The following is a 13,001-nucleotide window of genomic DNA, read 5'->3' on the forward strand; positions in this document are numbered from 1 at the left end:
TGATTTTCTTAGAACGAAAGACTTCGTCGCCAGCAGCGCCGCCGCCCTCGTTCAGTGAGCGGACTTATAAGAGAACCTCACCAAACAAGTCAACACACCTATCGTCAAAAAACTGACATTTTTATCAAATTATTGATTTTATTAGGTAGTTTCATAAAGCGAAGCGAAAACAAGCGAAAGAGACGGAATCTTCCGACATTTCGCCACGCGCCCAATGCCTGCTCTCCGGTCCTGACTGCAAATAGCGCGCAAGGAACCGTGACTTTAACGACGGAGCATTTGCCTGCTCCTTACATACGGCTGTCAAAGTGCGGGACCGTGCATTAGAAACGGCATATGAGACGCTTAAACACCACCCCAGAGCCGCAGGCCTGTTTGCATGACTAGAATGCCCGTTCCTATAAAGACCGAGTTGCCCGAACTTCCCGTGAGTGCCGTTCTCGGCGATATCGCCGAGGCTCTGGCCGGGGCGAAGCGCGCAGTTCTTTCGGCTCCACCGGGCGCGGGTAAAACGACGCTGGTGCCGCTTCATCTTTTGCAGCAGGACTGGCGGGGTGACGGCAAGATCATTCTTCTCGAACCGCGCCGGCTCGCCGCGCGTGCCGCAGCCGGGCGCATGGCCGAACTGCTTTACGAGGATGTCGGGCAAACCGTCGGCTACCGCATGCGGCTCGACAATCGCATCTCCTCGAAAACACGCATCGAAGTGGTGACCGAAGGCGTGTTTGCCCGCATGGTCCTGGACGATCCTGAACTTGCCGGCGTTTCGACGGTGATTTTCGACGAGTTTCACGAGCGTTCGCTCGACGGCGATTTCGGACTGGCGCTAGCGCTTGATGTGCAGGGTGGGTTGCGCGACGATCTGCGTATCCTCGTCATGTCCGCCACGCTCGATGTCGAACGCATCAGCACGCTCATGGCAGACGCCCCGATCATTCAGAGCCTTGGGCGGACGTTTCCAATCGACGTCCGTTATGAGGATCGTTGGCAGGGCGTGCCTATTGAAGAGAAAGTCACCAAGGCGATCACTGAAGCCTATGGGTCGGAAACCGGCTCCATCCTCGCCTTTCTACCAGGACAGGCGGAAATTACCCGAACGGCCGTACGGCTGGAGGGGCGTTTTCCCGACGATACGGATATCATCCCGCTTTACGGCAACCTTTCGCAGAAGGAGCAGGATGCGGCGATAAAGCCGGCGCCGGCTGGGCGGCGCAAGATCGTGCTCGCCACCTCGATTGCGGAGACCTCGATTACCATCGATGGCGTGCGTGTGGTGATCGACAGCGGATTGCAGCGACTACCTGTCTTCGAGCCCGCAACGGGAATCACGAGGCTGGAGACGTTGCGGGTGTCGCGCGCTTCCGCCGACCAGCGGGCGGGACGCGCCGGGCGAACGGAACCCGGTGTTGCGATCCGCCTGTGGCATCCGGGGCAGACGGCGGCGCTCAACGCCTTCACGCCACCGCAAATTCTGGCAAGCGATCTTGCCGGCCTTGTGCTCGATCTCGCCCATTGGGGTGTTCAGGATCCCTCTTCTCTTGCCTTTCTGGATATGCCCCCCGAAGCCGCACTTAAAGAATCGATGGCGCTTCTCAAAAATCTGGGCGCGCTCGACAAAGTCGGAGCGCTGACGCAGCGCGGCCATCTGATGCGCGGCCTTTCGTTGCCGCCACGGCTGGCGGCCATGGTGATTGCGGCGGCAAGCGAAGGCGCGGGGAAGAAGGCGGCGATGCTCGCCGTCATGCTGACGGAACAGGGGCTCGGCGGAAACGACATCGATCTAGATGAAAGGCTGCGGCGCTTTCTTTCCGACAGGAGCGAAAGGGCGCAGGCGGCGCGCAAGCTGGCATCGAGGCTGTTTGACGCGATCGGCGACAAAACGGCGGCAGCCGAATTGCCGAGCGGGGCCGGTCCGCTGCTGCTGCACGCCTATCCGGACAGGATCGCGCTTCAGCGCGGCGCGCGGGGACGGTATGTGATGGCCAACGGGCGTGGCGCAGAGCTTGCAGAGACAGAACGGCTGGCGGCGAGCAAAATGCTGGTGGTTGCCGATATTACCGGACGAGCGGCGCAGCCGCGCATCCTTGCCGCGGCAGGCATAGACAGGACCGATATAGAGGAGCGAATGCCGCACCTCATCGTTCAGCAGGACCAGCTGCTTTTCGACAAGGCGAGCGGCCAGGCCCGCGCGCGAAAGGTGACACGGCTTGGCGCCATCATCCTCGATGAGACACCCCTCCCCCGTCCCGAGGGTGAACAGGCGGCACAGGCGCTCGCCAATGGCGTTCGGGAATTCGGCATCGGCATCCTTCCTTTTTCGAAAGAGACGCTGCAGTTGCGCGACAGGATCGGTTTTCTGAACGCCAGTATCGGGGAGCCCTGGCCAGATGTCAGCGACGAGGCGTTGCTTTCGCGGCTGGAAGAGTGGTTCGTCCCTTTTCAGAACGGCGCGCGTAGCCTGCAGGACATTCGACCCGGCAGCCTCTCCGAAGGGATCCTGTCTCTGGTGCCGCATGAGGTAGCGCGCGATCTCGCCAAGTTGGCGCCGACGCATTTCGAAGCCCCGACGGGCCAGCGGCATCCCATCCGTTACGACGCCAGCGAACCGACGCTTTCCATTCGCGTGCAGGAACTTTTCGGCTTGAGAGCTCACCCGACCATTGCGCAGGGGCGGTTGCCGCTGCTCTTGGAATTGACCTCGCCGGCGCACAGGCCGATACAGACGACACGCGATCTTCCGGGCTTCTGGTCGGGGTCCTGGAAGGATGTGCGGGCGGATATGCGTGGGCGTTATCCACGCCATCCATGGCCGGAGGACCCGGCATTGGCCCTGCCGACTAGCCGCGCGAAACCGCGCGGAACGTGATGATGAGGGACAGGGTAAAGGAGATGACGGTGGCTGGCCATTCTATCGAAACCACGAGGCTCGGCCGCGCCAGCCGCAGGATAAGGTTGCAGACAATCGTCTGGCTGCGCTGGCTGGCGGTTGCGGGACAGACGGCGACGATCCTGCTTGTCGCCTTCGGATTCAATTTTCCCCTGCCGCTTTTGGCCTGCAGCCTATTGATTGCGGCGCTCGCTCTTGCAAATCTGTTTCTCACCGCTCGTTTTCCCTCCACCTATCGTCTGGAGCCCTGGGAAGCGACATTGCTTCTGGCCTTCGACCTGCTGCAATTGACGGCGCTCATTTACATCACCGGCGGACTTTCCAATCCCTTCGCGCCGCTGATCTGCGTGCAGGTCATCATTGCGTTTGCCTCCCAGCCGTTACGGCATTCGCTTATTCTTCTTGGCTTTGCCATCATCTGCTCGACCGCAATCGCCTTTTCACCCTTTCCGGTTCCGTGGTATCCCGGCGAGGTTTTGCCGATCCAGCTTCTGCTGCATGTCGGCACCTGGGTCGCGATCATCGCCACAACCTCTTTTGCGGCCTTTTATGCCTATCGCGTTTCGCATGAGGCAAACCAGCTGGCGGATGCGCTGGCTGCAACGGAGCTGGTGCTGGAGCGGGAAAAACATCTCTCGCAGCTGGACGGGCTGGCGGCGGCGGCGGCGCACGAGCTCGGCACGCCGCTCGCAACAATCAGCGTTGTCGCGAAGGAGATGGAGCGGGAACTTGGACACGACGAAAAATTTGGCGAAGATATAGCGCTGCTGCGCAGCCAGAGCGAAAGATGCCGCGATATTCTGCGCCGGCTCACCTCTCTTTCCACCGACAACGAAGAACATATGCGCCGCCTGCCGCTCTCCTCGCTGATCGAGGAGGTGATGGCGCCGCACCGGGAATTCGGCATCCGCCTCGAACTCGTTGAAAAGAACAATCGCGCCGACGAACCTGTCGGTATCCGTAATGCCGGTATCATCTACGGTCTTGGCAACCTCATTGAAAACGGCGTGGATTATGCGCGGGAAAAGGTGACCGTAACCGTGGATTACGATCAGCAGAACGTCGCCGTCATCATTGAAGACGACGGGCCCGGTTACGCCCATGACGTGCTTGCGCGCATCGGCGAACCCTATGTGACCGAACGTCACAACGACACACGGGCGGGCGGGCTCGGGCTTGGGCTTTTCATCGCCAAGACCCTGCTGGAGCGCTCCGGCGCCAGTGTCACTTTTGAAAATCGTGGCACAAGCGAAAAGGGAGCAAGGGTGACAATCGTCTGGCCTCGAGCGCTTATGGACGATAAAAGAAACCGTTGACTTTACCATCCACGTTGAAGCGGCGATAAGAAGAAGAAAACAAAGCCGACGAAGTTGCCGGAAGGCCGCAAACATGAAGACAGACGACGAGAACAACTCTACCAGCGCGCCAACGGACGACGGCGATCCGATCGGACCCGACAGATCGCTGCTGATTGTCGATGATGACGGCCCGTTTTTGCGCCGGCTTGCCCGGGCAATGGAAACACGCGGCTTTGCCGTCGATACGGCCGAGACGGTGAGCGACGGCATTGCCCGCTCCAGGGCTGCGCCGCCGAAGTATGCGGTGGTCGATCTGAGGCTTGCGGATGGCAACGGTCTGGAAGTCATCGAGGCGATCAGGCAGAACCGGGACGATACGCAGATCGTGGTTCTGACCGGCTATGGCAATATTGCAACCGCCGTTACCGCCGTGAAACTCGGAGCGCTGGACTATCTGGCAAAGCCCGCGGATGCGGACGATGTGTTCAATGCGCTGACGCAGCGCAAGGGTGAAAAGACCGAAGTTCCCGAAAACCCCATGTCGGCAGACCGGGTTCGGTGGGAGCATATTCAGCGCGTTTATGAAATGTGCGAGCGAAACGTTTCGGAAACAGCGCGCCGGCTCAACATGCACCGGCGCACCTTGCAGCGCATTCTCGCGAAACGCGCCCCAAAGTAACGGTATTATTCGCCGAAGCTGCGCCCGGTTGTCCATTCCGCCAGCATCAGCCGGGTCGCAGCGGTTCTCGAAAAATCCAACATCACCGATTTGCGGGTCGCCGGCGGCAATTTATGTTCCGGCGCATCGCGCAGCACGTGGGCACCATATCCATCCGACAGGATCAGCCCGCATTCCTCCGGGAATATATCGGTCGGAACCTCTGGATGGGTGGCGAAGAACAGTCGGTCGGAATGCAGGCGATAGTCCGGCCATTTGCGATCCACACGGAAATCCTCGATGGAGGATTTGATTTCGATGATCCAGATTTCACCCTTGACCGACAGACTGATGAGATCGGCCCGTCGCCCGCTTGCAAGCGGCAACTCCGGCAGCACCGAATGGCGCATTTCGTGCAGAAGCACCTGAACGCCGCGGCGCACCAGCATCGCCTTGTCCGACTGGCGGCCGTCGATTAACGGATTATTGTTGGTAACGGAAAGAATAGTCATGGATAAAGGCTGCTGAAGCGTTTGGCCCATTGTTGCAAAAAGGCAATCAACCGGCAATTTTAAAGGCGCAACCACCTCGCGGCGGCGCAACGGCTTGCCAAGAGCGGCTGAATGGAAAATAACCGATTTATCCAATTAAGCCTACTCCTTCGCACAATTTGGCGAATTTTCCGCGAGAACAACATGCGCATCCGTACCCCATTGACCGCACTCGGTCTGACGGCAGCACTGGCTCTGGCCGGCTGCGCCGAAACGACCTCCCAATCCTCCACTCCGACCTCCGGCAAGATCGCAGCGTCAGTACCGGTTGCCGATCCCGTTCCGGCGAAGGTCGAAACGGTCCAGATCTTCAACGATGTGTACGGTCCCGTGACCGATGCGGGCTATGCGCTGCCGGCCATTCCGATCAATCGCGTGAATGAGAAGTACCGTCGCCAGATCGTCGAGTTCCAGACTTCGGAGCGCCCTGGCACCATCATCGTCAATACGCGCGATCGCTACCTCTATTACATCCTGTCCGGCAACCGTGCGGTTCGTTACGGCATCGGCGTCGGCAAGGCGGGTTTTGCCTGGGCCGGTGAAGCCTATGTCGCTTGGAAGCAGGAATGGCCGATGTGGCATCCGCCGAAGGAAATGGCCGACCGCAAGCCGGAAGTGGCGAAATATGTCGAGGCCGGCATGGGCCCGGGCCTTTCCAACCCGCTCGGCGCGCGCGCCATGTATCTCTTCAACGAAAAGGGACAGGACACGCTGTTCCGCATCCATGGTTCGCCCGAGTGGGCTTCTATCGGCACCGCGGCCTCTTCCGGCTGCATCCGCATGATCAACCAGGATGTGATCGATCTCTATAGCCGCGTCCGTCCCGGCCGCAGCACGAAAGTGGTCGTGATCCAGTAAAGATCAGATACCGGATAAGAAAAAGCCGCCGTGGATATCCCCGGCGGCTTTTTTGTTTCTCAGGACTGCTGACGGTTTCAGGCTGCCTGTTTGGCCTTCAGTTCCAGGCGACGGCGGTGCAGAACAGGTTCGGTGTAACCATTAGGCTGTTCGCGACCCTTCAGCACCAGTTCGACAGCCGCCTGAAATGCCACCGATCCATCGAAGTCGGATGCCATCGGCAGATAGGCCGGATCACCCGCATTCTGCGTATCGACCACGGCAGCCATGCGCTTCATCGTCTCGACGATCTGCCCCTCTGTCACCACACCATGGCGCAGCCAGTTCGCCATGTGCTGCGCGGAAATTCGAAGCGTGGCGCGGTCCTCCATCAGCCCGATATCGTTGATATCGGGCACCTTGGAGCAGCCGACGCCCTGATCGACCCAGCGCACGACATAGCCGAGAATACCCTGCGCATTGTTGTCGAGTTCGCGCTGGATTTCTTCCGGTGTCCAGTTGGGACGCGGCGCGACCGGCACCGACAGAATATCGGAGAGCTTTGCACGGCCGCGGCTTTTCAACCCCTCCTGCACCGAAGCGACATCGACCTTGTGATAGTGCGTGGCGTGCAGAGTCGCCGCCGTCGGCGAAGGCACCCAGGCGGTATTGGCGCCAGCCTTGGGGTGCGCGATCTTCTGCTCCAGCATGGCCGCCATCAGATCCGGCATGGCCCACATGCCCTTGCCGATCTGCGCATGGCCGGAAAGGCCACATTCGAGGCCGATATCAACGTTCCAGTTCTCGTAAGCGGCGATCCACGCCGCCTGCTTCATATCGCCCTTGCGGATCATCGGACCTGCTTCCATCGAGGTGTGGATTTCGTCGCCCGTGCGGTCGAGAAAGCCCGTATTGATGAAGACGACGCGATCCTTTGCGGCGCGGATGCTTTCCTTGAGGTTGACCGTGGTGCGGCGCTCCTCATCCATGATGCCCATTTTCATGGTGTTCGGCGCCATGCCGACAAGCTGTTCGACCCGGCTGAAGATTTCGTTGGCGAAGGCCACTTCCTCCGGCCCGTGCATCTTCGGCTTGACGACATACATCGAGCCGGCGCGGGAATTCTGACGCCGCCCGGATGGACCGACATCATAAAGGGCGATCAGCGCCGTGACGACAGCGTCCATGATGCCTTCAGGAACCTCCCGACCACCCCGGTCGAGGATCGCCGGATTGGTCATCAGATGACCGACATTGCGCACCAGCATCAGGGACCGGCCCGGCAAGGTCAGCGCGGCACCATTGGGAGCCGTGTAATAACGATCCGGGTTGAGGCTGCGGATGAAGGTCTTTCCGCCCTTGGATACTTCTTCGGTCAGGTCGCCGCGCATCAGGCCAAGCCAGTTGCCATAAACCAGCACCTTGTCTTCGGCGTCGACGGCGGCAACCGAATCCTCACAATCCATGATGGTCGTGAGGGCGGATTCGAGAATGACATCTGAGATTCCCGCCTTGTCACCCTTGCCGATTTCGGTCGTGGGATCGATGACGATTTCGGTGTGCAAACCATTCTTGCCGAGCAGGATCGTTGCAGGCTTTGCCGCTTCGCCGCTGAAACCCTTGAACTGGGTTGCATCCTTGAGGCCAGTCCTGGCGTCGCCGATGGCAAGCTGCAACAAGCCATCCTCGGTCTTGAAACCGGTCACCTCGGACCAGCTTCCCGTCTCCAGCGGAGCGGATTCATCGAGGAAATTTCGCGCCCAGGCAATGACCTTTTCACCGCGCTTCGGATTGTACCCCCTGCCCTTCTCCGCACCGTCGGCGTCAGAAATGGCATCCGTGCCGTAAAGCGCATCATAAAGCGAACCCCAGCGGGCATTGGCCGCATTCAGCGCATAACGCGCATTCATAACCGGAACGACGAGCTGCGGGCCGGCAACGGCGGCTATTTCTGGGTCGACATTGCTGGTTTCCACCTGGAAGCCCGGGCCTTCCGGCAGCAGATAGCCGATGTCCTTCAGAAAGCCCTCATACGCGTCAAAGTCTGCCGACGCGCCATTCTGCCGATACCAGCCATCCAGCTTTTCCTGCAGGGCGTCGCGCTTTGCAAGCAATTCGCGGTTCTTCGGAGAAAGCTCGTGAACAATGGTCGAAAAACCTTCAAAGAACGCTTCGTTGTCCAGACCCGTGCCTGGCAGAACATCGTCTGTCAAAAAGGCATAAAGCCTGTCATCGATGGAAAGACCGAATTTATTCGTGCGGCTCACATGCGCCTCCTTTATTCTGAAGGCACAGATTGGACGCGGAGGCGGTCGCTCGTCAATTGCGGCGGACAGCCAAATATTATTTCCATTTTGGAAACAATGTGGGCGATCGTCGCCTTTTTCTACAAAAGCGCCTGCAAATCCTTGATGCGATCATTCACCAACCAGCCATAATAATTTTCTTCCGGCAACAGGGGCTGCTCCCCGCCTGAAGCGCGCTGGCGATTTTTCTGGGCAAGGATGGCAGCGCGCTGCTGAGATCCGCCGACATTATAAAGCGTCGAGGTCACACCCGGATTCTTCGAAATATCCATGTCGGCAATCGATCTATAGTCGTCGATAGACTTGCGGATGGACGCCGCCATGAAAGCGAGCGACCGGTCAGGGTCCATGATGGCGGTATAGACGGCAGCGGCGTCGTTCTCATCCAGCTTCTCATAGCCGGACGTTCTCGACACCATATCGGACAACATCAGCGCCGTCAGCGGGTTGATCTGGCCGAGGCCGAAGGTCTGGCCGGCATAGAAGGGCTGGAAAAACACGGCGCTGAAGCGATTGTTCGGGTAGGCGACGCCATCAACCGTCCTGCCGCGGAAGCTGTCTTCCCAGACATCTTCCCGACAGTTCCAGAGGCTGTAGGAATCCCTTTTCGACTGGCATTTTGCAAATTGCGAATGCGTGAGGAACTGCGCGATGGTTTCGTCCTTGTAGCCGAAACGAAAGCTGTTGCCCGCATAAGAAGCAGCCTTGACGTAATAGGACTGCAGTCGGTCATAAGCGTCGACATTATAGGTATGTTCGCCAACGATCGCGCCGATCATATGGATCGGATCGATGCCGTAGCGCCCGGCCGTCGACTTGATCTTGGCGATTAGAGCTTTGTCGGAGGACAAGAGGTCGATGACCTTCTGGTATTTGCGCTCGAAAGAGGTGTTGGACGCTTTTGTTCTTTTTGCAGAAGCGCCGGGAACGCCGGGCTGTTCGGCATTGCGATTGCCTGGCGGAACGACCGTCGCAGCTTCGACGTAAGAAGACGCGGTGACGGTGAACGTCAAAGCAGCGGCAAATGCCAGAAGAGTTTTGCGCACGAGCGAATGCCTTTTCTCAAGCCTGCGGCTTCCGCCAGCGAAAGGTGCTGGGAAAACCGGACCATTCCACGAAAGCGGTTCCAACCGGAATGCAGCCCTTCCCATAAACAAAATGCGGGCTGAATGCGAGACAAGGCGGATAAAATAAAAGAGTGCGGCAAATATGGCCGCACTCTTCTTTCTTGGATCCCTGAAATCTTCAGAGAATATAACGGGACAAATCCGTATCGGCGGCGAGATCGCCGACATGCTTGCGGACATATTCCTGATCGATCTTGACGGCGGAACCGCCGCGATCCGGCGCATTGAAGGAAATCTCGTCCAGAACACGCTCCATGACCGTCTGCAAACGGCGGGCGCCGATGTTCTCGACCGACGAATTGAGATGAACGGCCACATCGGCCAGCGCATCGATTGCATCATCGGTGAAATCGAGATCGAGTTCTTCCGTCGCCATCAGCGCCTTATACTGGCGGATGAGGCTTGCTTCCGTCTCGGTCAGGATACGGCGGAAATCCTCCTTCGTCAGCGGCTTCAGCTCGACGCGGATCGGCAGGCGGCCCTGAAGTTCGGGAAGGAGGTCCGAAGGCTTTGCCACATGGAAGGCGCCCGAGGCGATGAAGAGAACATGGTCGGTTTTGACAGGCCCGTATTTCGTCGAAACCGTCGTGCCTTCGACAAGCGGCAGCAAATCGCGCTGCACACCTTCGCGGGACACGCCGGCGCCCATGCCGCCATCGCGGGCGGCGATCTTGTCGATCTCGTCAAGGAAGACAATGCCGTCATTTTCGACCGATTTCACCGCCTCGCGCTGGATCATTTCATTGTCGAGCAGCTTGTCGGATTCGTCGCGGATAAGATCGGCATAGGATTTGGACACCGTCGTGCGCACCTTCTTGGTGCGTCCGCCCATGGCCTTGCCGAACATTTCCGACAGGTTGAGCACGCCGATATTGGCGCCCGGCATGCCGGGAATTTCGAAACCGGGCATGCCCGATCCGCTATCCGTCACCTCGATATCGATTTCCTTGTCGTCCAATTCGCCGTCGCGCAGCTTCTTGCGGAAGTTCTCACGGGTGCCCGGCGATGCCGTTGCGCCCACCAGTGCGTCAAGCACGCGCTCTTCGGCGCTCTGATGCGCCTTGGCCTGGACTTCGGCGCGCTTCTTTTCGCGCACAAGGCCAATGCCGATCTCGACCAGATCACGGATGATCTGCTCGACATCGCGGCCGACATAGCCTACTTCGGTGAATTTGGTGGCTTCAACCTTGATGAAAGGCGCACCGGCCAACTTGGCGAGGCGACGGGAAATTTCCGTCTTGCCGACACCGGTCGGCCCGATCATCAAAATGTTCTTCGGCATGACTTCGTCGCGCAGGCTCTCATCGAGCTGCTGGCGGCGCCAACGGTTGCGCAGTGCAATCGCGACCGCACGTTTCGCATCATGCTGACCGATGATGTGGCGGTCGAGTTCCGAGACGATCTCCCGGGGAGAAAAAGTGGTCATTCTATCCTCTCGGCTTTCCTGTTCCGGCCGGCCATTTGGCCCGGCCCACAGGACCCTCGGTGAGTAATTGCTTATTCGGCGTCGAGGGTTTCGACGACGAGACTGTGGTTGGTATAAACGCAGATATCGGCGGCGATATCGAGCGACTGGCGCGCCACCTCTTCAGCCGATTTGTCCGTATCCATCATGGCGCGTGCGGCGGCAAAGGCATAATTGCCACCGGAACCGATAGCGATCGCGCCGTGTTCCGGCTCCAGCACGTCCCCATTGCCGGTAATGGCAAGTGTGGTCGATTTATCGGCCACCAGCATCATGGCTTCGAGATTGCGCAGATATTTATCCGTGCGCCAGTCCTTCGCGAGCTCCACGGCGGCGCGCATCAGCTGGCCGGGATATTGCTCGAGTTTCTTTTCGAGACGGTCGAGCAATGTAAAAGCATCCGCCGTCGCGCCGGCAAAACCGGCAATCACTTCGCCCTTGCCGATGCGGCGAACCTTGCGGGCATTGCCCTTCATGACGGTCTGGCCAAGGCTTACCTGCCCGTCGCCAGCCATGACGACCTTGCCGCCCTTTCTGACTATAATGATTGTTGTCATCAAACACCTGTCTGCCCTGCCGGGCCTGGGGTTAACGGGCCGGGTTACGGCCCTTTTCGGGTTCTATGTAAGTCTGGTTTTTCCGATTGCAATCACCGGGATCACACCGAGTTTTCCGCAAGTCGGCCAAGACGATGGAACAACTGGATATTTGTGTCCCGTGCTGATAAGGAACGGCGACATTTTCACGGAGCGGCCAAAATGGCAGAACGTAAAGGCGAGATTATCCGCAAGACCAACGAAACCTCGGTTTCGGTCCGTGTGGATATCAACGGCACCGGCAAATCGAAAATTTCCACCGGCGTGGGATTTTTCGACCATATGCTGGAGCAGTTGAGCCGCCATTCGCTTATAGACATGGAGATCGAGGTTCAGGGCGACCTGCATATCGATGACCACCACACCGTGGAAGATACCGGCATCGCCATCGGCCAGGCTATTGCCAAGGCCTTGGGCGACCGGCGCGGCATTACCCGTTACGCCTCGCTCGATCTTGCCATGGACGAGACGATGACCAAGGCCGCCGTCGATATTTCCGGCCGGCCCTTCCTGGTCTGGAACGTCAATTTTTCTGCGCCGAAGATCGGCACGTTCGATACCGAACTGGTGCGCGAGTTCTTCCAGGCGCTCGCGCAGAATGCCGGCATTACGCTGCATATCCTGAACCATTACGGCGCCAACAACCATCATATCGCCGAAACGTGCTTCAAGGCCGTTGCCCGCGTTCTTCGTACGGCAACCGAGATCGACCCCCGGCAGACAGGCCGCGTTCCCTCGACGAAGGGTATGCTGGCCTGACGCCAAAGCGTCAGGAAGCCCATGACAAGCTATCTCGTTCTGGAAGCCCCCAACGGGCCGGACAGGAACCACAAGACGACCCGCTTCATTGCCGATCGTTTCGTCTGGCTGGCTCTCATTGCGCCATGGTTATGGCTTGCGATTAACCGGCTGTGGCTGGCGGCGGCTCTCGTTGTCATCGCCCTCGTCGCGGCCGGGCAGGCCTCGATGTTAGCCGGATTCGAACCAATCGGCATTCTGTGCAATTTTGCCATCGGGATTATCACGGCGTTGGAGGGTCGCGATTTTCTCGTCCGGCACCTGATGCGCAAAGGCTGGACGCTGACGTCAGTCGTTTCCGCCCCTGATCTTTCGAGTGCCGAAGACATATATTTCTCCGGTCTATCCGAGAATCCTGGCGTGACAGAACAGCTGTCCCAGCCGGTCTGGACCCCTTCGCCGCAAAAGAGCGGCGGCAAAAACTTCGTCAACGATCCCGCCGGATCGTTTCTTTTCGACTTGAATGGAAGGCGCTGAC

General features: G+C 58.9%; 11 protein-coding genes. 6 read left to right on the forward strand and 5 right to left on the reverse strand.

The features are described from left to right. Positions 1-379 precede the first annotated feature (379 nt). From hrpB to ACQZ48_RS13045, 3 genes are all read left to right on the forward strand, one after another. Positions 380-2,866 (forward strand): ATP-dependent helicase HrpB, encoded by a 2,487-nt coding sequence (gene hrpB, locus ACQZ48_RS13035; RefSeq protein ID WP_191217139.1) that lies wholly within the window; start codon positions 380-382, stop codon positions 2,864-2,866. A 29-nt stretch (positions 2,867-2,895) separates the two neighbouring features. Beyond that, on the forward strand, positions 2,896-4,203 hold the full coding sequence (gene actS, locus ACQZ48_RS13040; RefSeq protein WP_142912858.1) for a two-component system sensor histidine kinase ActS: 1,308 nt from the start codon (positions 2,896-2,898) through the stop codon (positions 4,201-4,203). 73 nt (positions 4,204-4,276) lie between these two features. Beyond that, a complete protein-coding gene (locus ACQZ48_RS13045; protein ID WP_077984988.1) occupies positions 4,277-4,864 on the forward strand; it encodes an ActR/PrrA/RegA family redox response regulator transcription factor in 588 nt (195 codons plus the stop codon). A gap of 5 nt (positions 4,865-4,869) precedes the next feature. Here the strand turns inward: ACQZ48_RS13045 and ACQZ48_RS13050 are convergent, their stop codons facing one another. After that, positions 4,870-5,355, reverse strand: coding sequence for an MmcB family DNA repair protein (locus ACQZ48_RS13050; RefSeq protein ID WP_448728884.1), 486 nt, complete (start codon positions 5,353-5,355; stop codon positions 4,870-4,872). A 183-nt stretch (positions 5,356-5,538) separates the two neighbouring features. Here ACQZ48_RS13050 and ACQZ48_RS13055 point away from each other — a divergent pair, with 183 nt between their 5' ends. After that, complete coding sequence (locus ACQZ48_RS13055) at positions 5,539-6,252, forward strand: L,D-transpeptidase (RefSeq protein ID WP_077984989.1); 714 nt, start codon at positions 5,539-5,541, stop codon at positions 6,250-6,252. Positions 6,253-6,329: 77 nt separating this feature from the next. On the opposite strand, the gene ACQZ48_RS13060 is transcribed toward ACQZ48_RS13055, so the two are convergent. The 4 genes from ACQZ48_RS13060 to hslV all read right to left on the reverse strand — a co-directional run bounded on the left by ACQZ48_RS13060 (position 6,330) and on the right by hslV (position 11,686). Beyond that, the gene (locus ACQZ48_RS13060; protein WP_448728885.1) at positions 6,330-8,498 is read right to left on the reverse strand and encodes a malate synthase G; all 2,169 of its coding nucleotides are present in this window, start codon (positions 8,496-8,498) and stop codon (positions 6,330-6,332) included. Between the two features lie 119 nt (positions 8,499-8,617). Then, on the reverse strand, positions 8,618-9,583 hold the full coding sequence (locus ACQZ48_RS13065; protein WP_080793318.1) for a DUF1402 family protein: 966 nt from the start codon (positions 9,581-9,583) through the stop codon (positions 8,618-8,620). A gap of 199 nt (positions 9,584-9,782) precedes the next feature. Beyond that, entirely contained in the window at positions 9,783-11,090 is a 1,308-nt protein-coding gene (hslU, locus tag ACQZ48_RS13070) for an ATP-dependent protease ATPase subunit HslU (protein ID WP_137412392.1), read from the reverse strand. Between the two features lie 71 nt (positions 11,091-11,161). Next, positions 11,162-11,686: an ATP-dependent protease subunit HslV gene (gene hslV, locus ACQZ48_RS13075; RefSeq protein ID WP_191217142.1), complete on the reverse strand. Its 525-nt coding sequence runs from the start codon at positions 11,684-11,686 to the stop codon at positions 11,162-11,164. Positions 11,687-11,887: 201 nt separating this feature from the next. Between hslV and hisB the strand changes: the two genes are divergently transcribed. Next, entirely contained in the window at positions 11,888-12,484 is a 597-nt protein-coding gene (gene hisB, locus ACQZ48_RS13080) for an imidazoleglycerol-phosphate dehydratase HisB (protein WP_448728886.1), read from the forward strand. Between the two features lie 21 nt (positions 12,485-12,505). Further along, on the forward strand, positions 12,506-13,000 hold the full coding sequence (locus ACQZ48_RS13085; protein WP_191217144.1) for a DUF2628 domain-containing protein: 495 nt from the start codon (positions 12,506-12,508) through the stop codon (positions 12,998-13,000). Position 13,001: the final 1 nt, after the last annotated feature.

Source organism: Agrobacterium sp. 22-209-1 (assembly GCF_053522485.1).